The organism is Myxococcus sp. CA039A (assembly GCF_013336645.1).
GTDB lineage: Bacteria > Myxococcota > Myxococcia > Myxococcales > Myxococcaceae > Myxococcus > Myxococcus llanfairpwllgwyngyllgogerychwyrndrobwllllantysiliogogogochensis.
The window spans coordinates 1-20,447 of sequence record NZ_JABUMQ010000030.1 but is presented as its reverse complement, the minus strand read 5'-3'; the positions used below and the strand labels follow the sequence as shown (position 1 = coordinate 20,447).

Sequence of the window (20,447 nt, the reverse complement as noted above, 5' to 3'; positions counted from 1 at the left end):
TTCTACGCAGGCTGTTGGTTGCGGAGTCTACACGGAGCAATCCGCTGGGTCTGTGCGCGTTCATTTGAGCTACCATTTCTTGATTGAGTCGGGAATGACCCGGGTGGTGTGCGACAGTAGCGATTCTGGGGGTATTAGGAGCTTCTGCGGCTGCCCATCCGTCTCCTGGATGAATCGAGCTCGCTCACGAGCCGTGGCGAACGCATCTGCGAAGTCCTGAGTGTGCAGGCACACGTCCACCTCGACGCAGGGCGCCTGCTGACCGGGGCGATGCGTGCGCGCGAGCAGTTGTTCCCAGGTGGCGCCGTCTGCGGGCGGTGTCACCACGAGGTTTCGGGAGAACTGCTGGAGGTTCTTCCCCGTAGCGTGCGCCTTGATGCTCGCCACTACGGAGCGCTTCCCTGTCTCCCGGAGGATGGACTCGGACGCAGTCTTACCCCCGCCGTAGAAAGGTACGCCCGCCGCCTTGGCGATGCGCTCCCCCAGCTCCGGGTACTCAACCCAGACGATTCCCACCCGCGAGCGCGCCCATTCCGCTGCGTCCTTCACGAGAAAGTCCGACACCCAGACGGCCTGGGGCTCGGGCTGCACGGCGGCATGAATCTCCGCCCACTCCGGCCACGTCCCTGCGTGCCAGACGGGCTTGTCACCGTTGTAGGGCGGCGTCAGATGCGCGCGGATGGCAGCCTTGGTGAGAAGCCCAGGCGAGTCCAGGTGCTCGCGACGCTCGCCCTTGAGTTCCTCCCAGACTTCCTTGTTCCATGCCTTCCGTCGCGCGAACCACTTTTCAATCAGCTCTGGAGGCTCGCCCCTCGGGTAGCGCCAGCGATGAAAGAAGCCGGCGGACAACTGCCGCGCGCAGGCCACGGCCTGGAGCTGCTCCTGGAATTGCTCTCCGTCCGGACGCTCGCCCGCGTGCGCCAGCTCGATGAGGGCGAGGATTTGCGTGGGTACGGGCCTGATGTGGCGCTCTCGGATGATGAGAGGCTTGTCCAGCGCGCTCTCTTCCGTGGCCACCACTCCGCGCGTCGCGTTGCGGCGGCGCTGGAACCCCTCGCGCACGTGTTCTCCTTGCTCGCACAGCTGCTCCAACTCGCCAGGAGGCGCCACGACCTTGCCTGGGTCCAGGGCCGTTCCCCACTCCTCGATGACGTGGTGTGCGAGCGGCAAGGGCGAGCCCTCACCGAGCGCCAGGCGTGAGAGGTGCGCGTAGTCCTTGATGCTCTTGGACGCGAAGGTGCCGGAGAGCGCCACGAGGCGCGTCCGTGGGTGCTCCTCGAAGTAGCGGAGGAATCGGCCCGTGCGCGTTGACTTCGGGTCCTTGAGGTTGTGCGCCTCGTTGAGAATGACGAGGTCCGGGCGGATGCGCTCCAGGAGGTTCGTTGCTTCCTGGCTGGAGAGCTTGTTGTACGAGACGACGTGGAGCACCGGCAGGCCGACGCGGAACCACCTGCCGCCCGCGAGGTTGGGAAGCCGCCAGTGCGCGCCGTAGTAGCTCCACTCGACTTGGAACTGGGGCAGGAGGTTGGCGGGGATGAAGAGGACGGCCACGCGGCAGCCCGGCATCACCATGGGCATGAGGAAGGTTGTCAGCTCCTTGCCGTGGCCGGTGCCGATGGGCGCGAGGAGCCCGCCGACGCGTGAGGCTTCCAGGAGCGCTTGCGCTTGCACTCGACGCAACCGCGTAGGGCACGGGCGCAGCGGGGACATGCTCGCGCAGCTACACGGGCCGGGTGGCGCGCGTAGCTGGGCCTCCAGGGCCTCGATGTCCGCCGAGGTGTACGCGGTGGCAAGATCCCGCCGAGGCAAGGCGAGGATGCGGCCGAGGTCCGCCGAGTAGCCCACGGGAGAGCGCCCGTAGACCGGAGCACGCTCCACGAGCGGCGGGGGGCTCGCGGGCGTGTGCGTGACGCCCAGTCGTTCAAGAAGCCGCATCCCCACTCCCTTCAGCGAGCACCGCGCACGAAGTCACCAGGGCCGCACAAGGGCTCCAGGGCCTCGACGGCGAGTTGCAGCAGCTCCGAGTGGGCGAGGCCGAGGGCCGCGTAAGCTCCCGGCGCGGGCGGCGCGTTGCGGATGGCCATGGAGAGCGCTCCCTTCCACCTGCCGAAGCCCAGCGTGCTCTCCGCTCCAGCGAAGCGCAGGTCCGCCACGCCGCCGGCCTCGCTCACCTGGGCGGCCACCTTGGCCACGTACTCGGACAGCGATTCCGCGGGCATGTTGGGAATGCAGTCCACGAAGAGGCGCAGGCGCTCTCCCTGGGGACTCGGCGCAGCCGGTGAGCTGTTGGCGGGCTCCTCGTGCTCGACGCGCGGCGTGGCGACCGGGACGTCCAGGACCTTCGGCTTGCGTCCACGGCGCTTCGGCGCGGCGTCCGTTGCGATGGTGGGCGATGCAGGCGGCGCGTCCGGGGGCAGCACGGCGGCCACCTCGGCACCAGGGCAGGACACATGCAGCACGTCACCCGAACGGAGCTTGCTGGTGTTCTCCGGCGTCAGCGTCTCGCCGCACCTGTCGCACGTCCCGAGCGGCACGGGGATGACCTGGTGGGGCACGGTGAGCGGGAGTTGCGCGACGGTGTCGGGGGACTGAGGCTTGGGAATGACGCGGTTCAACAGGGACATGGTGCGTTCTCCTGAAAGGCACTGCGCTTTGAAGGGGCACCCGCCGTACTTCTCGCAGGCGCCGAAGTTGGGCGGCGCGTCGGCGGTGCGCGTGGCGCGGGCCACCTCGCGCATGCGGCGCACCATGGGGACGACCTTCTCTGTCCACTCGCGCGTGACGTGCTCGACGCTCACCGAGGCCAACACGCTCGCTGCACGCTTCGCGCCGCGCGTCTGGAAGTAGAGGTGCTCCAGCTCCAGCACGCGGACACCTGGGAAGCGCGCGTCGGAGAGGGCCGCCCAGACGCCGTAGCCAACCATCTGCAATCCGGCCTCGGTGCTCGCGTCGGCCAGCTGCGTGGGCGTCGCCCCGTAGCGCGCCACGTTGGAAGAGAACTTGTGGTCCGTGACGCGCAGCACGCCTTCCGCGAGTCGGCGCGGGTTGATGAGGTCGATGTGCCCGATGAACGGGACACCATCCGCTGAGAGGGGTGAGGGCGTGCCGAAGGACTCTTCAACCAGGAGGTCCGCGCCCGGAGCTGGAAGCAGATGGCGCCCCGCCCGCGCAACGTCGCCCAGGACATCCTCGCCCGTGCGGAGGTAGTGCTCCAGTTGCGCGTGCCCCTCAATGCCCAGGGCTTGCGCCTTCGTCTCGGGCTCGGGCAAACGCAGCACCTTGGCGAAGTGCCAGCGGCGCGGACACAGGCTGAATTGCTTCAGCTGCGAGACAGAGAGGAAGTTGAGGACGCCGCCGTCCACGGCGCGGCGACGGGGGCTTTCGACGGGCTGATGTGCAGGAGCGTCCACACTCTCTTCAATGGGGACGCTTTCCGCGAGTGGTTCACTCCAACGCGGTTTCTTAGCTGCGAAATGCGAGTTTCGGTGTTGCGAACGGTGTGCGGCGATTCGAGGAGTGGAGTTCCTGGTGCCCAGTATCTGGAGGGCGACCTAGTCAACTGCGTCTGCCATTTGAATGATCTCGGCGATCAGCCTCAGGCGCGCTTCCTTGGTGTCAATGAATATCTTGGACTTATGGCCGGAGCTGGATGTGCCTATTGAGGCGAGGGTTGCGTCGAGGGCCTTTAGCTGCTCGGCTTTTGCGGCAATCGTTGCGCTTCGGACTTGTGCTTTAGCTGCTTGCTCTTGGGCCTTCGCGGTTCTTTCTTGTGCTTCTGCGGAGCGCTTCATCGCCTCGGCTTGTGCTGACAGTTCGCGACTTTGAGCTTCGAGAACCTCTCTCTGCTGCTTGAGTTCTTTTCGCTGTAGGGCGAGTTCAGTCCTTTGTAGCGATAGGGAGGCGATGAGGCCGGCGAATGCGAGCCCTGTAAATAGAGTGTTGAGCGCGCCGAAGCTGTCGCCGAATGTGCCTGGCCATCCAGTGTTGTTGAGTGATTCGATGTGCTTCATCGCGAATGCGTAGGCTGCCCATGTGATGAAGATTCCGAGCGCAACGGTGGCGAATAGACGGTTCATGTTTGGTATCTTACTGTCGATTCGACTCGTAGTCCTCGTTCAACGGCTATTGCCATGGCGTGGACCTATCCCGGACAGGAAGGGTCTTTCGCGCATCGTTGACTTGAGTCACGGCTTCATCACCTTTGATGGTGCTAGGACGGACAATGCGCGGGGTGCGCCGGGACCCAGTTGCTGGGGCGCGATTCGGATGTTCTCCGGCGGCAGGTAGACCCACGTCTGGATGCCGGCAATCCGCCGCTGGGTGCGCTGGAAGCCCAGTCGCCGCAGTGCGCGGCCAATGTCGAGGCGGACGCCGCGCGGAATCTGCCCAGGCGTGGTGAGGAGTAGCGCGTCGCGGGCAACCAGCTCCGTCGTCACCTCGTTGCGCTTCTCGGGCGGCAAGCTCAACACCCACTGGAGAATCGTGTCGTCCGGGCCTCCGTTGGACTCACTGCGCTCCTGGGCATGCAGCTCCGCGCGCTGGGCTTGCTTCTCTTCGAGCCACCACTCCTCGCCCCTCAGGAAGCGCACCACGGCTTCGGCCCATAGCTGGCCCCTGTCGCGCTTCAGGCCCGCGATGTCGATGTGGGTGCACTTGACGGGCCACCACCGCCGGTAGCCGCTCGAATCCGCGCGCAGGTACTCGGACGAGTTCGTGGTCCCGACGAAGACGCAACGGCGCGGCGTCTTCACCGTGACGCGACCATAGGGCGGACGGAAGGTGTCCTCGTTGCGCGAGATGAAGGCTTTGAGGTCTTCCGCCTCGGACGCGCGCAGCGTCGTCACCTCGGCAAGCTCGATGAGGAAGTTCCGGCCCGCGAGGGAGGTGCTGTCCTTGTCACGGATGTTGATGGGGGCATCGCAGAACCACTCTCCCGCGAGGACTCGGAAGGCCGTGGACTTCCGGATGCCTTGGGGCCCTTCGAGGATGAGTACCGTGTCCACCTTGCAGCCCGGCTCCAACGCGCGGGCCACGGCGCTGATGAGCCACTTGCCGCTGATGGTGCGCAGGTGCTCGGCATCGCCCTCGGCGCCGAAGTAGCGCTCCAACATAGAGTCCGCGCGAGGAACTCCGTCCCAGACGAGGCCCTCCAGGTACTCGCGCAGAGGGTCATACGCATTCTCTGAGGCAACCTGCCGAAGCACTTCCCGGACATGAGCGGGACGAGGGTCCATGCCGAGGCGGCCGTACTCGCTTTTCTGAATCCAATAGGCGATGCGGCCGTCTAGCTCGTCAACGGGCGTGTCGTCCGCCAGTGGGCCGCCCGCGTACTCCATGTGTTTCGTCACTTCGTTGAAGCGGATGGTGTCTCGCCACTCGGGAGAGAGCGTCAGGATTGTGAAGAGGTTGGCCTCGTTGTTCTTGAGGCGCCTACCGTCCTTCGTCTCGTATGAGAGAAGCGCGCGCGTCCAGTCCTCTTCGGGAGCTGTAGATGCGTCCCCCTGATGGGATACCGGCGTCTCGGTTTTCGGTCTGCCTTGAAGTGAGGTCCACAATGCCTGGTTGTCCGCGACGCGTTTGGCATCCCCCTGGACGCGGCGCTCGCGGTGTCGACGCAGCTTGAGGAGGGCCTCCTCGCAGAGATGCGCCGTGCCCTCGCCCCATGCCGTTGCCGCAAAGCAGGGACGGAGCACCTCCAGGATGGCCTCCTCGGGTGTGGCTGGTGGCAGCACGTGAGCCACGCAGGACATGAGGGTGTTGAGCGTGTTGTCCTGCATGCCCACCTCGGCAAGAGGCTCTCCAGACAGCACGCGGCGAATGAGCGCGCTGTGCTCGGGCTTGCGGACGCGGCGCAGCTTGGCGCGCAGAGCGTAGAGGTCCGCCGAGCCCGACTCCACCGAGGGCATGGGGATGGAGGGAGTGGCAGGGACGGCCGGTGTTTGGCGCACCGAGCCAAGCAACGCGTCGACGTCGAGCGCGCGGCCCTCGCTAACGTTGGTGATGGCCTCGTGTTCACCCGAGTGGTTAGGCAGGAAGTAGATGCGCGACAGGTTCCGCGTGTTCGGGTCCGCCGGCATCTCCAGCAGTCGCTCCGCTGCTTCCCGCACGCGCGGCCATTCGGCGGGCAGGACTGGGCGCGTGAGCGGGACGACGATGCGTAGACTGGTGTGGCCGGGGCGGTGCCCATGGGTGGTGTGGACAACCGCCGCGTATCCTTCGAGTTTCTCCGAGGCTCGGACAGTCTGCTCCGTGGACACTCCGTCCAAATCGAAGACAGCTGCCGTGACAGAGCGGACCTCGGCATCCTTGCGGAGCAGGCCGATGTCGACGGGTGCCCAGGCCCGTTGAGACAGCTTCGTGGGGCACCTGTGGCCGACGCACGGGGCGCAGGCCGTCACAGCATGTGTGGTGAGCAACTGTATCAACTCGTCCCATGTCACCACCTGGGACTGGGGTCTGTTGTCCTGGACGCCATCGAAGAAGGCGACTTGGACGCGGGTGTCTCCGACGACAGGGGCGGCACTTCCGGCAGGACTCTGACTAGATCGCAGGCTCACGCACTTACTTATGGGGACACTTTCCGCGACTGGCCCAGCCAGGGCTCATTTCCCGCGTCTCGGCATGCCCCGATCGAAGGGTGTCCCCGTCACTAGCTCCGCTCCATCTGTTCTCTAGAACTACTCCAGTGTGTCTTTGTCATGTCCTCTGATACCTCAACTTTTCTACATCCCTTATTGAGAAGAGTTAGTGACAGTGACTCCTTGTTGGTGACCTCTGCCGCCGAGGAATCCGCATGCGGCCTGAGCCACTCGCGGAAAGTGTCCCCATAAAAGAAAGGGACATGGGCTTTGTCCTCTCCAGCATGGTTGCGACTTCGTGTCAGAGACGGGCGCTACGTTGCGTCCTGCGAGTCCCCCTCGTCGTCGGGTGCGGCATGCCGCTCGTGCGGGCGTTTCATTCGCTCGCCGTGGTGTTGCTCGCAGCACGAGCCATTGTTCTCAGTGTGAACTGGCAGGCGCCTTGCTTGGCGATGCCTTCCCCTTCGGATTCTTTGTTCCTTGAGTGTTTCACAACGAGGCGAGTCGCAGGGGGCAGTCATGCTGTGCGGTAGAGGTCCGGTGAAACAAGCGTCTTCCCGGGGAGACGCGCAGTCTGTGAGTGGTGGGCGTGGTCCACGCGAGTCGCGGGAGTGGATTGATACGCTGGTGCTGGCGATTCGCGGGTGCCGGGCTTCAGGCGACGCGCAGTCCGAGCGCGAGTACTCCAGCCAGTTGATGGAAGTGCTGATGCCCGAGCTGCGCAAGCTCGCGTGCGATTTCGACAAGTCGAGAGGCTCCCTGTCGCGGGAAGACCTCGTCCAAGTCGCGGCGATGGAGGCCGTGAAGGCGGTTGATACGTATCAGCGCTCGAAGCGCGGAGAGCAGAGCTTCGCGACGTGGGTGAAGTGGCGAGCCCACCGAGCCATCATGGACCAAATCCGCTTGCACCGAGCGGACGTGTGTCTGCCGGACCGTGCCCAGCGCGGCAAGGGCAAGTGGCAGCAGGCCGTGGACCTCATCAGCCGAGACGCGCCAGAGCAGGGGCTCTCCACGTCCGCGACTCGGAAGAATGACGAGAGACGAGCCCGCGAGGCAGACGGCCTTGTGTCCGTCCTCATCGCGCATGAGCGGTCTGTCCTGGTGCAACGTGCTCTCGCGGAGCTGGAGCCCCAGCAAGAGGAGCTGCTCTCCCGCATCTATGGCATCGGTATGCCACGCGAGGGGACGCGGGCCGTGGCTACGCGGTGGGGGATGTCCCGGCGGCGTGTCGACGAGCTGCTGGCCCAGGCCCATGACGAGCTGCGCGCGCGGTTGAGCGGGAGGCTCCTGTAGTGCCGGTGCTCGTCGCCAGGAAGGGCGGGCCGTGCGCGGCGTGTGGCGCGCCCATCCTGGAGGGCGAGCGAATCGCCTATGAGCTGGAGACAGGCCCACGTCACCTCGCGTGTGCGGACAGGGCATCGGAGCTGCGTCGCAACAGGTACGCGGCCCGGTGCGCCCTCTGTGGCTTCCTGGTGCGCAAGGGGAGGGGAAGGCTCGACGTCACCGAAACGAGCGAGGGCGGGGCCTTCTCGCGCGTCTGGCGGGTGTTCTGCTCGGACGTCGCAGCGTGCAACGCACGGCTCGCCATGGGCCCGCAGTGAGAACTTGTCCTACATGCGAAACCTGTAGCTGGACTTAGCGAGCCCCCCGGGTCCGGATTTTGGACTGCGGGCCCGTTCCTGCCTTGCTCGGCGGACCCCCACGCTTGAAAAACTTCAAGAAAACGCCAGGGCCCCTTCGGGTTTTGTTCGGCCCGCTGAATGAAAGTTTGAAGAGAACTCCGGACCAGTCGCGGAAAGCGTCCCCATTGAAGGGGATGAATGGCTCGTCCAACGAAGCTCACCCCTGAGCTGCAAGCTGACATCTGCGCCCACCTGGAGCGTGGCCTGTTCCGCCGCGCCGTTGCCGGCCTCGTGGGCGTCGAGGAGCACACCCTCTCGCGCTGGTATCACCGAGGCGCCGGGGAACAGCGCGGCCTGTACCGGGACTTCTTCCTCTCGGTGAACGAGGCGGAAGCGAAGTTCATGGCGGGGGCAACGGACATGCTCCAGGCCGCCGCCTCTCACAACCCCAAGCACGTCCAGTGGTTGCTGTCGCGGCGCTTTCCCGACCTCTACGGGAGACGCGACAACGTCGAGGTGCAGGCGCCCGAGGACAAGGCCGCCGACGAGAAGGCCCTCCGCGAACTGCTGATGGAGCGCCTGGGCCGCTTCCTCCCGGACGAGCCCGAGCCCGAGGCGAGCGCCTCCAGCGCCACCGACACGGACGAAGGGGACGGCCATGTCTCGTGACACTCGGTGTTCGCGCTTCTCGGTGCTCGTGGACCAGCTCGCTCCGGATGAGTCCCCGGCCGCATTCCTCGTGAAACAGGCTCGCACCCGTCAGGGCCTCGCGCGGCTCTTCGGTCGGCTCACCCATCCCGAGGTGGAGACGCTCGTTCATGACTTGGACTTTTGGGCGCGTCGCGAACAGATGCCGCCGGCCTCGTTCACCACGTGTTTCATCCTGGCCGGGCGAGGCTTCGGCAAGACGTGGAGCGGCGCGCGCTGGGTGATTCAGAAGGCCCGCGAGGCGAAGACGATTGGAGCGCTCATCGGCCCCACGGCAGCGGACGTGCGCGACACCATGATTCGCGGCTCCAGCGGCATCCTCGCCTTGTCGCCCCCGTGGTTCATGCCCGTGTATGAGCCCAGCAAGCGGCGCGTGACGTGGCCCAACGGCGTCTATGCCATCTGCTACTCGGCGGATAAGCCGGACCGGCTGCGCGGGCCCAACTGCGGCTGGGCCTGGGGCGATGAGCCGGCCTCGTGGAAGCATGAGATGGCGGCTCTGGACCAGCTCCCCATGGTGCTGCGCATCGGCACCGCTGCGAACCCGCCCCAGCTCCTTCTCACCGGCACGCCCCGCCCGTTGCGGAAGCTGGAAGAGCTTCTCTTCTCCGACGCGGAGACGAAGGCGCTTCGGCCTGGCGTGGTGCTGCGGACGGGTTCCTCTTTGGCCAACCGCGCCAACCTGGCGCCCAGTGCCGTGGCCACCATGAAGGCCCTCATGCACACCCGCTGGGGCCAACAGGAAGTCCTCGGCAGGCTGCTGATGGACGTGCCGGGGGCCATCTTCGGCTCGGCGCGGTGGGGCAGGGTGGAGGCGGACGCTCACGAGTACGCGCGGGCGTTGGATAGGCGCATCGTCTCCGTGGACCCTGCGCCTACCAGCGAGACGGGCTCGGACGAGACAGGCATCATCGTCCAGGGCGTGAGAAACAGTCCGCTTGTCGGGACGGACGGCGCGTCACTCAAGCGCGTCTCGGTGCTCAAGGACGCCAGCCTCCGGGGCTCGCCGCGCGAGTGGGCCGCCGCCGCAATCCGCGAGTACCTTGCCTTCGGATGTGACGCTCTTGTGGCCGAGGTGAACTCGGGCGGGGAGATGGTCGAGACGACGATTCAGACAGTGGCCTCTGAGATGGGCGTCCACGTCAACGTGAAGCCCGTCCGCGCCCGCGAGGCCAAGTCCAAGCGCGCCGAACCGGTGAGCGCTCTGGCCGAGACGGGGCGCATCGAGCTGGTGGGCACCTTCGCGAAGCTCGAGTCCCAGCTCTCCAAGTTCAGCGGCATCAACGGTCGCCGCGATGACCGCGTGGATGCCCTGTTGTGGGGCGTCCACGAGCTGGTGTTCGCGGATTCCTTCTTCTGTCTGTGAGGGTGGCAATGGGCTTCTGGGGACGGATGAAGGCGGCGGTGAGTCGTGAGCCGCGCAAGGGGACGGGGCTGGAGCTGGTGCGCTGGCAGCAGGCACCGCCGCGTCGAGGGACAGCGCAGCTCCTTGCCTCGTACCGTGAGATGCCGTGGTTGCGCGCGTGTGTGGACGTGGTGGCCGACTCGGTGGCGGGCGTGCAGTGGCGCGTCTACCGGCGTGTCCAGAAGGACGGGCATCCCGTGAAGGACTACGCGCTGCGAAGCGCGACGCGCGAGGTCCGGACTGGGCGGCTGAAAGCCATGCTGGAGGCCGGCGAGGCCCAGGAGGTTCCGGACCATCCCGTCCTCAAGCTGCTCTCGGACCCGAACGACCATCTCACCGGCCGCTCGGTGACGAAGCTCGTTCAGGTGTACCTCGATTTGGTGGGCGAGGCGTTCCTGGTGCTGGAGCGCGTTGGCGGTGTGCCGGTGGGTTTCTGGCCGGTGCCCCCGAGCACTGTCACGCGGCTGCCCGCGTTGGACGTGCCGCGCGAGCAACGCACGTACACGGTGACGGTGGGCAAGGTGTCGCGAGAGATTCCGGCCAGCGACGTGTTGCATCTGCGCAGCTTGGACCCGGAGGACCCGCTGGGGCGCGGCATCGGTCCGGCCTATGCGCTGGGAGACGAGCTGGATACCGACGAGTACGTGGCCCGGTTCCTCAAGACGTCCTTCTGGAACAACATGCTGCCGCCTGCCATCGCTTCGATTGAGGGCCTGTCCGATGCGAACAGCGCGGGCGCGAAGGCGTTCAAGGAGTCGCTGGCGCGCGAGCACCAGGGGCCGGACAAGGCGGGGAAGCTGCTCATTACCAGCGGCAAGGTGACGTTCGCGCGCCTCGACACGAGCTTCAAGGACATGCAGCTCGTGGAGCTGCGCCGCTTCCTGATGGACTTCGTCCGGATGACCTTCCGGGTGCCCCCCGAAATCGTCGGGGACATCTCCAGCTCCAACAAGGCCACGGCCTTCGCGGCGCGGGAGAACCTTGCCGAGCAGGCGACGCTCCCTCGCATGGAGTTCCTGCGCACCGAGTACCAGATGCGGCTGATGCCGCTGCTGGGCGATGAAGGGGCTATCCTCGACTACGACAGCCCTGTCCCTGCGGACCGCGAGCACCAACTCCGTGTCATGGGCACCATGCCGGAAGCATTCAGCTATGACGAATGGCGTGAGCTGGCCGGACTTCGTCCAGACCCAAGTCGTCAGGGGTACCCCTTGCCGCTTCCCGGCCAGTATTTAGGGACAGGGGAGGCCTCGCAGGCCTCAGAAGACTTCGGCTAAGCTTGGTTCCAACGACAACGTGATTTGTGGGAACAAACTGGCGCTTGCATGGGGGTTTAAGTGTCGAATTCCGATGGACAGGAAAAGGTTTGGTACTTTCAGGATGATTTCTTAACCAAAGCTAGGACGCTGGTCCGGCGGACATTTCATCATTTAGGTGTCGAGCATATTCCGTTGTTGGGTTTTGTTGCTGTTTCTCGGTGGGACGAAGAAAAATATAAACGCGAGCCAGTTGTTGTTCGGGACCCCCGCATGAAGTGGGTGGTTGATCCTCATGATTTGCGCGAGCGCGCACGCGCTAAGGCTGATGAGAGTTCCAAAGAAATGGCGATGAGCATATGGCTGGTTCGTGAATCAGAGAGCGGATGGTTTTTACGTTCGGCTCTAATGGAAGATGTGCGAAGTCAGGGCGTGGCTGCGAAGACAGTTTCGCTTGTTTCGAGTGCAGTGCCCGTTGCGATGCATGAGGTCATATTTGTCTTAGAGATGCGGGTTGATGATGTTGTCAAGTGTCCTCACTTGGGCGACGTAGCCTCGGAGGACTGGAGTGTGCGCGGGGGGTCGATGCTCAAGGCGGTTTCGAGAGCATTGCTTGGTCGGATCGAGAATGAGGCCCGAAAAGAGAGTGGGGGATTTAGAAGTCAAATTGAAGACGCCGATATTGAAGGCGTTTTGAGAGAGGCTGGTGGTCGGCTGCTTGGGGATTTGCGGTTCTTTATTCAGGATGAGCTATTGGGTGGCGACAGCCTCTATGACTGGATTGGAGCTATTTCGTCTCTGAGGTATGAGTCTGCCGAGGCAAAGGCTGTGGTCGTTTTTGGGATGGCGGAAGGAGGTGGTAAGTTTGAGTTGGACTTCAAGAAGAAGGTTCCGCTCTCTTCGGCTGCTTGGGCAAGAAAGGTTGTGGAGTTGTCGTCTAGGGAATTTTGCCTGTATTCGGATGGGACTTCGCTTCATGGCCTCGTTCGCAGGAACCAGCGAAGCAACTTGGAGTTCTGGGTTGAATTTCGTGGACAGAGTCGTTGGTGGGTTGGTGTAGGGGATGTGCGACTCATGGAGGTCGCTTTTGGGGTTCCAAGTCTTCCCCGTCCTCAATTGAGCGAGGACTCGTTTAAGGCGGCGTTCTTGCGGGTTTTTGGGGAGAGTCATCACGAGGGAACGGTGCGCGCCTGGAGTGTGGTTGATGATGTGCTGCGTCAGGGGCATGGTGCACTGGTAGTGGTGGTGGATGACGCGGAAAGCGAGATTGAACATCTGGCTTCTCAGTCAATGCCGGTGACGCCAGTCTGTTTATCAGGAGCAGTTGCAGTTCATGCTGCATCTATTGATGGCGCCATCTTGCTGGATCCGAATGGGATGTGTCATGGCGTTGGGGTGATTCTTGATGGTGAAGCCTATCCGCTCGGCGATCCTGCTCGCGGCGCGAGGTTTAATTCGGCGCTGCGATATGTTTTTGGGAAAAGGCAGGGTGCTGAGCGTCGGCGGCGATGCCTTGCTGTGGTGAAGTCGGAGGATGGTCGCGTTGATCTGCTTCCAAGGCTTAGGCCTCAAGTTTCGAAGTCGAAGCTGGTTGATATGATTAAGCGCGTAGGTACATGGCCAGATGGAGTAGCCATGGATCCTGATGTCCAGGATGAGTGTGATTCTTTGGTTAGGCACTATATTGAGTATGTGCGCATTGCTGCTGAGTTTGCGGATGCTGGTGTTGAAGATGGCGAGAGCGGTTGGGGCAGGAAGGTTGTTGACGCGATTTTGGGCAACGCTGGGGCCAGAGGGGATAGGGTTTTTTTGATAAGAGATGGATTTGATATGCATGAGTCAGACTTGGTTGATGATGAAGATGTGGGGGGAATGGACGAGGCTGGCTAGGTGTAGGGGGCGCTCGTAAGAAAACGAGACTGATGGCGTGGGACCATTTGCGGAAGACGTCCCCATAAAGAGAGGTGGATGCCCACACCTCTCTCCAGGTCCCTCCTCTTCGCCGTCCAGAAGGACGCCTCCGCGCCTGTCGAAGACCAGCCGAGGTTTCACACCTTCCGCGCCAACGACGGCGACTTCGACCGCTACAACGACCGTCTGAGCGTCCAGGGCTGGATGCTGGACGCCTTCAACGTTAACCCTGTCGTCCTCTACAACCACGACGACGGTTCCGGCGGCCTCTTCGGTGTGGGCCGCAAGGACGTCCTGCCCATCGGCAAGGGGCGCGCCTACGTCCAGGGCGATGCCCTCCTGGTGGACATCGAGTTCGACCAGGAAGACGACTTCGCTCGGAGGGTGGAGAGCAAGGTTGCGCGCGGCATCCTGAATGCCGTGTCGGTGCGCTACCTCATGCACCGCTACCACGAGAACGAGCGCGGCGGATTCGACTGCGAGCAGCAAGAGCTTCTCGAAATCTCCGTCGTCACGATTCCGGGCAACCAGCGCGCGGTGCGCGTGAAGGAACTGGCCGACGAGCGCGCCGCCTTCATCCAGGACGTGGCGAAGGCCGTGGTCGCCACGCTCGATGAGCGCGAGCGGAGCAAGGCCGCGCTCCCTCCAGCCCCCGACGTTAACGCCCTGGCCAAGCACACGGCCGAGGCCCTCTTGCAGCACTTCAAGGAGATGCGATGACCCCCGAGCAGATGCAGGAAATGGCGAAGTCGCTGGGGCCCCTCGTGGCCGAGCAGCTGATGGAGCAGGCCAAGGGCCAGCGTGACGGGCTAGCGGGCCTCATGGGCGCGAAGTCAAAGCCCGAGGACAGCCAGGTCTCCGGCATCCTGAAGAGTCTGAACGGCTTCGGCGCGTACCTGAAGGCCGTCGTCAACGCGGGCCGAAACCCGACGCGCGAGGCGGTGCTGGAGCAGGCCAAGCGCTTCGGTGGCGCGGACGTCCAGAAGGCGGTGCAGGAGAGCGTCTTCAGCTCGGCGGGCGTACTGGTGCCGGTGCAGGAGGCGGGGGAGATGATTGAGTTCCTCCGTCCTGACTCCGTCGTCCTCGCGCTGGGGGCTCGTACCGTGCCCTTCAAGGGCGAACTCCACTTCGGCAAGAAGACCGGGAGCGTCACCTTCAAGTGGATTGGCGAGGGCGAGAAGGTGGAGAAGACGCAGCCCTCGCACGGGAAGGTGGTCCTCAAGGCTCACAAGGCGATGATTCTGGCGGACATCTCCAACGACCTTCTGCGCAACCCGGCGGTGGGTGACGCGGGTGTGGCCGAGGACTTCCGCGAGGCGACGGCGGATGGCATGGACGAGGCGGCTCTCAACGGGGACGGACAGGGTCCCAACCCCAAGGGCGTCCTGGCGCAGATGGACTCTTCGCACTCGAAGGCCCGGAGCGGAACGAGCGCGGACCACTACCTCGCGGACGTGGACGGCATGGTGGAGGACGTCCTCAAGGCGAACATCAAGCTGCGGCGTCCGGGCTTCCTGCTGCACCCGACGCGGGAGACGGCGCTGCTCGGGCTGAAGGACGGCGGCACGTGGATTTTCCGGGACGAGATGCTCAACCGGGGCACGCTGCGCGGCTTCCCCTACAAGGCGTCCACGCGGATTGCTCCGAGCCGCATCCTCTTCGGCACGTGGGACCAGCTGCTCTATGGCGTGGACACGGAGCTGGTGCTGTCGGAGCACGACGTCCGCGTCGAGTACGACGAGACGACGCTCCGGGGCATCTGCCGAGGGGACTTCAAATTGCGACACGACAAGGCGTTCTCGGAGCGCAAGGGCTACTGAGCCTGCGGACTCACCAGGAGACACGACATGCACGCGAACACGCAGGACTTCCAAGTCTTCTACAAGGCCGTTGGGGTGGCGGGCGGCGCGCTCACGGCCGGTGGGACGGGTGACGCCGCCGAGGTGACGAGCGGTGCCGTGGACCGCAACGGGTTCGACTCCGCGCAGCTCCTCTTCACGGGGAGCACCAACTGTGCGGCGGGCCAGACGCTCAAGGCGACGGTGAAGATGGCCGAATCCGAGGACGGGGTGACGTTCGGCGCGGATGAGACGCTGGCCAATGCCGTAACGGTGGTGGCCGGTGGCGCCGCGCCTCAAGCCTTCTGCCTCCGGGTGGACTTGCGCGTTGCCAACCGCAAGCGCTTCCTCCGTATGAAGGTGACGCCCGACTTGTCGGCTGCGAGCACGGACACCGCGCAATGGGGCGCGGCTCTCGTCCTCGGCGGCGCTGACGAGTTTCCGGTGCGGTGATCCATGCCTTCAGCTGCGGACCTCTGCCTTGCCTCCACTGTCGCGGATGACTTGGGCATCCCCGTGTCTCCGCGCGTGGAGGTGCTCGTCACGGCGGCAAGCCGCGCCGTGGCGGGTTACTGCTGTCGGGTCTTCGAGCGGGGCCTGGGGCTCGTTGAGTACCCGGCTGGTTACGGGCGCCCCTTGCTTCTCCTGGAGCGCCCTCCCGTCTTGGCTGTCTCTGGAGTCTGGGAGGGTGGCAACCAGGTCTCCGCCGACGAGTACGAGATTGCGGGCGGATTGGCCGAGTCCGGCATGTTGAGGCGACGACGCGGCGTGTGGCGGGCCACGGTGCGCGCGGGAGGTGGGGTGACGGGGATGCTCGGGGACTTCCATGGAGACGGTAGCGAGGATGGGCTCCGCGTCGTCTACGATGGGGGCTACGTCACTCCTGGCCAGCAGGCGCTCGATGGTGCCCTGGTGGTGACACTTCCCGAGGATGTGCAAGAGGCCGCCGTCCTCACTGCCGTTCAGCTCTACCGCTCGCGAGGTGTCGACGCCATGGTGGCCAGTGAGTCGATTGGCGACTGGAGCGTCAGCTACTTCGCGGCGAAGGCCGAGGGGAAGAGTCCCATTCCGGGGGCAGCGCAGGCGCTCCTCGCGCCCTACGCTCTGCATTGGGTGAGCTGATGGCGTCGCCTTCGGACAGGTTCCGTCAGATCATCTTCTACTCCCTGGTCACAGGGAGGGATGCGCACGGCAAGCCAATGTTGGGGCTGGTGTCCTCGGCGCGAGCGCGCGTGCAACCGAGTCGGAGGCTCATCCGCGACGCGGGCGGTAATGAGCACCTTGCCTCCCATGTCATCTACATCGATGCACCTCTGACGCTTCAACATCGCCTGTGGCTGTCACGAGAGGACGTGCCCGACTTCAATCGTGCCCGGCGTCCCGTAGCGGTGGATGAGCTGGTGGACGGCGCGGGCGTGGTGAGCTTTCGCAAGGTGTGGCTGTGAATCGCGACCTTGCTGCGGAGCTGGCGACAGTGCTGGAAGCGGCGGGCCTCGGGCTGACGCGTCCTCCCTCATCGGGCGCCAACCTCTTCACTGCCCCCATGCCCGAGGCGGATGGTGGTGTGCCGGACAGAGCCGTGGCTTTGGTGGTGAGCGGCGGCGCTGGGCCATTGCCTTACCTGGGGCTGGGACGAGCGACGTACCTGTCCCCGGGCTGTCAGTTGCGCATCCGTTCGGCGCGCGAGGACTTCGAGGGGGGGCAGTCACTCGCGCTCGCCGCCTTCACGGTGCTCCACCAGTCGCCCCATTTTCCGGGTATCAGCGTGCGGGCCGAGGAGAGCGCCCCGGTCTACCTGGGGACGGACGGGGCGGACCGGCACCGCTGGATTGTGACCTTGGTTGTGCGATTTTCTGTGTTTTTGTGATGCTATGTCTTTCTGCTTGTGATGATTGCTAGTAGGTCGTTCTTTAGCTCTAGTGCGGAAGCATGCCGTTTTGATGCCGGGCCAAGCGCCTTCTTGAGAATCGGGTCTAGCGGCGAGAGTTCAGGATCTAGTGTCTCAAGCTTCTCGTAGTCGGCAGGATCAGGCCTCCGGCCTGCGATTATTTCGTACGTTATTACTGCGCACGAGTATATGTCGTGTAGGGGGCTTCTGTTTTTAGGGTTCGCAACTACTTCTGATGGAATGTAGCCAAGGGAGCCCACGGCCTTGGTTGTGAGTGATTCCTGGTCGAGGCGGTCGACAATGTATGCGTTTCCGAAGTCCACGATGATGGGTTGCTTGTCTGTATTGCGGACAATGATATTGCTTGGTTTTAGATCTCGATGAAGGACATCGTTTTTATGTGCGTGGTGTAACGCGTCGAGCACTTCGGTGATGAATGAGACGCGTTGCCAGTAGGGCTCGATGCCTGCTGCGTCTCTGATGTTGCTTCCGTGGATTCGAGGCATCACAAGAAAGGGGCGCCCCTCAGTGTCGAAGCCTGCGTCAAAATAGGGGACGATTCCGCGATGTTGGAGTTTTTGTATGGCGCCGACTTCTCTTTGGAATCTGAGTCTGGCCTTGCCGACGTCTTCGTTGAAGGGGCTGGGGTCAAGGCGCTTGAGGGCGAATTCGAAAGTGCCTGCACTGGTGTGTCGTGTCGCTTTGTAGACGGAGCCAAATCCCCCTTGGCCGAGGAGTTCGCCTTGGATGTATTGGTGCTGTGTTTGCGCGTCGGGGGGGTTGGTGGCTTCGTCTATGTCTATTTGGTGGTGTAGTTCTGAATGGGATGGGAGGACTCTGACGAGATTTGGAGGCCGTATTTCAAAGGGCACCTCGTGGACTTTCAGGAGGTTGTTCATGTATTCGGCCGAGGGTATGTCTACTCCTTGTTTCTGGGTTTCCTCTAGGGAGGCCCAATAGGCAGAGATAAAGTTTGCTGAGTTGGGGTCCTTTTTCTCCATTGCGCTTCGGAGATCGGATACAGCCCAATCCATGTTGGAACTGGCTGAGTGGTTTCCGAAATTTGACTTGAATATTTCAACTATGTGTTGTGGGTTTTTGTGCAGGTCTGAGAGGTCAATTGCGAGAGAGTGGAGGTCGTTGAGTAGGTTGGCGGGGATTGCTGGAACGGTCTTGTTGGCGTCGAATCGCCAGCTTGATGGGAATTTGAGGGTCATGATTTTCCACGCTGTTATCTGTGTTGATGGGTGGAGTTTAAGGTCGGTTCTTGTTGTCGAGCCCGAATCGCAGGGGCTTTTGCAATAGAGATGGAGGACAGTCGTCCTGCGCCAGTTCCGGAAAGCGTCCCCATAAAGAAGTAGTGGGATGCCCGTTCGAGTCAAAGTCGACGTCGTGAAGCTGGAGCGCCTGCGCCGCTCTCCTGCCGATGTGCTGCGCGCGTTGGACGTGCCGTGCCGGGACATCGCGCGGCTCGCCCTCGACTACTCCCTGTTCCTGGTGCCGGTGGGCAAGGACGGGACGGACGGCCACCTGCGCGACACGGCCTTCCTCGACGGTCCTCGGTACAACCTCGGGCCGCCCCTCTCCACCACGTGGGCGGCGGGCTACTCGCACCCGTCCGCCGGCCCCATTCACGAGGGCTGGCACTGGGGCGAGCCCATCTTCAACCCTCCGCCCCACTTCCTCCGCAAATCGTTCCGACGAGCCAGAGGCAGCGCGCGCCGCCGCGTCGCCGCCGTCCTCCAGGACTTCCTCGCTCGTCGTTTCCCCGCCCGCTGAGAGGTTCCCCATGGCCCATCCCCGAGAAGCCTTCTTCGACAAACTCTACATCCGTGCCACGGAGACCGCACCCACCGAGGTGGACGCGCTGGATGGTGTCACGGAGGCCCCTGTCAACCGCGCCAAGGACACCGTCGACACCAACTACTTCGGGAATGACGGGTACAAGCGCAGCAAGGGCACCCTCAAGTCTTTCACCATCCCTCTTTCTGGCCACGTCCTCCAGGGCAGCGCGCCTCAGAAGGTGTTGCGCGATGCCTTCGAGTCAGACGCCACGGTGTTCTTCACCATCATCGAGGACGAGACGGCACCCGTGGGAAGCCAGGGCTACCGCTACCCGGTGACGGTGACGTCCTACGAGGAAGGACGCACCTCCACGGACGTCGTCACCTTCTCAGTCACCCTCAACGGCCAGGGCGCTCCTGTTGCCGTGTAGCTGGCCACTGCCTTCCACCTTCGAGGAGACACCCATGTCCGCACCCGTCATGCACCGCAAGCCCCTGGGCACCCGCCGAGCCCTCCACAAGCGCGTCGCTCTCGACGGCGCCGACTACGACATTTGCCGCCCCACGCTGGGCGAGAAGATGGACGTGCTGTCCGCGTCGCGCGCCGCCAAGGAGATGGGCGACAACCGCCATCCCGTGGACGAGGCGGCGGGGATGATGATGATGGCTCGCATTGCCGTCTGCTGCCTGTACTTCCCGGGCACCGCGACGCGTGTCTTCACCGAGGCGGACGTGGCGGCGGTGAAGAACGAGCCCTGGCTGGAGGAGGTGCAGGGCGAGCTGGCCTCGGCCTTCGCGGGCCCGACGCTGGAGGGCGCGAAGGGAAACTCCGAGACCACCCCGAGCTGAAGGCCCTGCATGGGGTGGTGAAGCTGACGGGCCAGTCTCCAGACGCGGTGCGCGGGTGGGCCTGGGACGACGTCGTCCACCTACTCGCCTTCTGTGAGCTGGAGGCCGACGAGCTGCGCGCGGGACGCCCCCAGGCGGGGCCCGGGAGCGGCGGTCACGCAGGGACAACGGTTTTCCGAAAGCGTCCGAAGAGGTGATGCATGTCTGGCGGCGGGCTGAAGGTGGGCGACCTCTACGTGGCGGTAACGGCCGCCATTGGCGAGGCCATGGCCAACCTCGCCAAGCTGGTGAAGGGCGTGGAGAAGGCCGCCAAGGAAGTGAAGGAGAAGGCCGGGGACCTCGGGGACATTGGCGCGGTGGTGGCGGCGGGACTCGCGGGCGCGGTGGCCGCCGCGTCCCAGTCCAACGCGGCCATGTCCAAGGAGGTGGAGCGGATTACCTCGCTGCTCTACACCCTGGCTGCTGACATTGGCGACGCGCTGATGCCGGTGGCGAAGCAGGTGGCGGATGGGTTGGAGAAGGTAGTGGCCAGCTTCCAGTCCCTCTCGCCCCAGGTGAAGGCCAGCGCCCTGGACCTGGCTGTCTGGGTGGCAGGGGCGGGCCTTGCC

General features: G+C 64.1%; 20 protein-coding genes and 1 pseudogene. 16 read left to right on the top strand and 5 right to left on the bottom strand.

Translation table 11 applies throughout. The annotated features are described in order from the left end of the window. Positions 1–69 precede the first annotated feature (69 nt). From HR086_RS07390 to HR086_RS07375, 4 genes are all read right to left on the bottom strand, one after another. Positions 70–1,935 carry a DEAD/DEAH box helicase family protein gene (locus tag HR086_RS07390; protein ID WP_254626226.1) on the bottom strand — a complete coding sequence of 622 codons (1,866 nt, stop codon included), beginning with the start codon at positions 1,933–1,935 and terminating at the stop codon, positions 70–72. An 11-nt stretch (positions 1,936–1,946) separates the two neighbouring features. Beyond that, a complete protein-coding gene (locus tag HR086_RS07385) occupies positions 1,947–3,410 on the bottom strand; it encodes a PD-(D/E)XK nuclease family protein (RefSeq protein WP_174465223.1) in 1,464 nt (487 codons plus the stop codon). A gap of 141 nt (positions 3,411–3,551) precedes the next feature. Beyond that, a complete protein-coding gene (locus tag HR086_RS07380) occupies positions 3,552–4,076 on the bottom strand; it encodes a hypothetical protein (protein WP_174465222.1) in 525 nt (174 codons plus the stop codon). A gap of 108 nt (positions 4,077–4,184) precedes the next feature. Continuing rightward, positions 4,185–6,107: a VapE domain-containing protein gene (locus tag HR086_RS07375; RefSeq protein WP_373564269.1), complete on the bottom strand. Its 1,923-nt coding sequence runs from the start codon at positions 6,105–6,107 to the stop codon at positions 4,185–4,187. 1,047 nt (positions 6,108–7,154) lie between these two features. On the opposite strand from HR086_RS07375, the gene HR086_RS07370 reads away from it, so the two are divergent. The 12 genes from HR086_RS07370 (at position 7,155) to HR086_RS07315 (ending at position 17,185) form a co-directional block, all read left to right on the top strand. Further along, positions 7,155–7,871: a sigma-70 family RNA polymerase sigma factor gene (locus HR086_RS07370; RefSeq protein WP_174465221.1), complete on the top strand. Its 717-nt coding sequence runs from the start codon at positions 7,155–7,157 to the stop codon at positions 7,869–7,871. After that, positions 7,871–8,179 carry a hypothetical protein gene (locus HR086_RS07365; RefSeq protein ID WP_174465220.1) on the top strand — a complete coding sequence of 103 codons (309 nt, stop codon included), beginning with the start codon at positions 7,871–7,873 and terminating at the stop codon, positions 8,177–8,179. The genes HR086_RS07370 and HR086_RS07365 overlap by 1 nt, the downstream gene beginning before the upstream one ends. Before the next feature lie 219 nt (positions 8,180–8,398). Beyond that, positions 8,399–8,869, top strand: coding sequence for a hypothetical protein (locus tag HR086_RS07360; protein ID WP_246137124.1), 471 nt, complete (start codon positions 8,399–8,401; stop codon positions 8,867–8,869). Beyond that, entirely contained in the window at positions 8,859–10,274 is a 1,416-nt protein-coding gene (locus HR086_RS07355) for a terminase large subunit domain-containing protein (protein ID WP_174465219.1), read from the top strand. The genes HR086_RS07360 and HR086_RS07355 overlap by 11 nt, the downstream gene beginning before the upstream one ends. An 8-nt stretch (positions 10,275–10,282) precedes the next feature. After that, entirely contained in the window at positions 10,283–11,590 is a 1,308-nt protein-coding gene (locus HR086_RS07350; protein ID WP_174465218.1) for a phage portal protein, read from the top strand. A gap of 60 nt (positions 11,591–11,650) precedes the next feature. Beyond that, positions 11,651–13,459, top strand: coding sequence for a diadenylate cyclase (locus tag HR086_RS49535; RefSeq protein WP_174465217.1), 1,809 nt, complete (start codon positions 11,651–11,653; stop codon positions 13,457–13,459). A gap of 78 nt (positions 13,460–13,537) precedes the next feature. After that, positions 13,538–14,200 (top strand): HK97 family phage prohead protease, encoded by a 663-nt coding sequence (locus HR086_RS07340; RefSeq protein ID WP_174465216.1) that lies wholly within the window; start codon positions 13,538–13,540, stop codon positions 14,198–14,200. Then, positions 14,197–15,300 (top strand): phage major capsid protein, encoded by a 1,104-nt coding sequence (locus HR086_RS07335; protein WP_174465215.1) that lies wholly within the window; start codon positions 14,197–14,199, stop codon positions 15,298–15,300. Before HR086_RS07340 ends, HR086_RS07335 begins: the two co-directional genes overlap by 4 nt. A 27-nt stretch (positions 15,301–15,327) precedes the next feature. Then, positions 15,328–15,771, top strand: a complete 444-nt coding sequence (locus HR086_RS07330; RefSeq protein WP_174465214.1) for a hypothetical protein — start codon at positions 15,328–15,330, stop codon at positions 15,769–15,771. 3 nt (positions 15,772–15,774) lie between these two features. Then, positions 15,775–16,440, top strand: a complete 666-nt coding sequence (locus HR086_RS07325; protein WP_174465213.1) for a hypothetical protein — start codon at positions 15,775–15,777, stop codon at positions 16,438–16,440. Beyond that, a complete protein-coding gene (locus HR086_RS07320; RefSeq protein WP_174465212.1) occupies positions 16,440–16,763 on the top strand; it encodes a hypothetical protein in 324 nt (107 codons plus the stop codon). Before HR086_RS07325 ends, HR086_RS07320 begins: the two co-directional genes overlap by 1 nt. Further along, positions 16,760–17,185 (top strand): hypothetical protein, encoded by a 426-nt coding sequence (locus tag HR086_RS07315; RefSeq protein WP_174465211.1) that lies wholly within the window; start codon positions 16,760–16,762, stop codon positions 17,183–17,185. The genes HR086_RS07320 and HR086_RS07315 overlap by 4 nt, the downstream gene beginning before the upstream one ends. Positions 17,186–17,187: 2 nt before the next feature. Here HR086_RS07315 and HR086_RS07310 read toward each other — a convergent pair whose 3' ends face one another. Then, entirely contained in the window at positions 17,188–18,423 is a 1,236-nt protein-coding gene (locus HR086_RS07310; protein ID WP_174465210.1) for a serine/threonine-protein kinase, read from the bottom strand. 148 nt (positions 18,424–18,571) lie between these two features. On the opposite strand from HR086_RS07310, the gene HR086_RS07305 reads away from it, so the two are divergent. From HR086_RS07305 to HR086_RS07290, 4 genes and pseudogenes are all read left to right on the top strand, one after another. Beyond that, positions 18,572–18,985 carry a hypothetical protein gene (locus HR086_RS07305; RefSeq protein ID WP_174465209.1) on the top strand — a complete coding sequence of 138 codons (414 nt, stop codon included), beginning with the start codon at positions 18,572–18,574 and terminating at the stop codon, positions 18,983–18,985. Between the two features lie 10 nt (positions 18,986–18,995). Next, complete coding sequence (locus tag HR086_RS07300; protein WP_174465208.1) at positions 18,996–19,421, top strand: phage tail tube protein; 426 nt, start codon at positions 18,996–18,998, stop codon at positions 19,419–19,421. A gap of 34 nt (positions 19,422–19,455) precedes the next feature. Beyond that, the gene (locus HR086_RS07295) at positions 19,456–19,839 is read left to right on the top strand and encodes a phage tail protein (RefSeq protein WP_174465207.1); all 384 of its coding nucleotides are present in this window, start codon (positions 19,456–19,458) and stop codon (positions 19,837–19,839) included. A 200-nt stretch (positions 19,840–20,039) separates the two neighbouring features. Then, positions 20,040–20,447 (top strand): annotated as a pseudogene (locus HR086_RS07290) (phage tail protein); the annotation flags it as partial.

What these genes read in the sequence shown, in the direction of transcription:
- HR086_RS07390 (WP_254626226.1), bottom strand. Translation starts at nt 1,935, where the DNA reads ATGCGGCTTCTTGAACGACTGGGCGTCACGCACACGCCCGCGAGCCCC.
- HR086_RS07380 (WP_174465222.1), bottom strand. Translation starts at nt 4,076, where the DNA reads ATGAACCGTCTATTCGCCACCGTTGCGCTCGGAATCTTCATCACATGG.
- HR086_RS07360 (WP_246137124.1), top strand. Translation starts at nt 8,399, where the DNA reads ATGGCTCGTCCAACGAAGCTCACCCCTGAGCTGCAAGCTGACATCTGC.
- HR086_RS07355 (WP_174465219.1), top strand. Translation starts at nt 8,859, where the DNA reads ATGTCTCGTGACACTCGGTGTTCGCGCTTCTCGGTGCTCGTGGACCAG.
- HR086_RS07350 (WP_174465218.1), top strand. Translation starts at nt 10,283, where the DNA reads ATGGGCTTCTGGGGACGGATGAAGGCGGCGGTGAGTCGTGAGCCGCGC.
- HR086_RS07340 (WP_174465216.1), top strand. Translation starts at nt 13,538, where the DNA reads ATGCCCACACCTCTCTCCAGGTCCCTCCTCTTCGCCGTCCAGAAGGAC.
- HR086_RS07335 (WP_174465215.1), top strand. Translation starts at nt 14,197, where the DNA reads ATGACCCCCGAGCAGATGCAGGAAATGGCGAAGTCGCTGGGGCCCCTC.
- HR086_RS07330 (WP_174465214.1), top strand. Translation starts at nt 15,328, where the DNA reads ATGCACGCGAACACGCAGGACTTCCAAGTCTTCTACAAGGCCGTTGGG.
- HR086_RS07325 (WP_174465213.1), top strand. Translation starts at nt 15,775, where the DNA reads ATGCCTTCAGCTGCGGACCTCTGCCTTGCCTCCACTGTCGCGGATGAC.
- HR086_RS07320 (WP_174465212.1), top strand. Translation starts at nt 16,440, where the DNA reads ATGGCGTCGCCTTCGGACAGGTTCCGTCAGATCATCTTCTACTCCCTG.
- HR086_RS07310 (WP_174465210.1), bottom strand. Translation starts at nt 18,423, where the DNA reads ATGACCCTCAAATTCCCATCAAGCTGGCGATTCGACGCCAACAAGACC.
- HR086_RS07305 (WP_174465209.1), top strand. Translation starts at nt 18,572, where the DNA reads ATGCCCGTTCGAGTCAAAGTCGACGTCGTGAAGCTGGAGCGCCTGCGC.
- HR086_RS07300 (WP_174465208.1), top strand. Translation starts at nt 18,996, where the DNA reads ATGGCCCATCCCCGAGAAGCCTTCTTCGACAAACTCTACATCCGTGCC.
- HR086_RS07295 (WP_174465207.1), top strand. Translation starts at nt 19,456, where the DNA reads ATGTCCGCACCCGTCATGCACCGCAAGCCCCTGGGCACCCGCCGAGCC.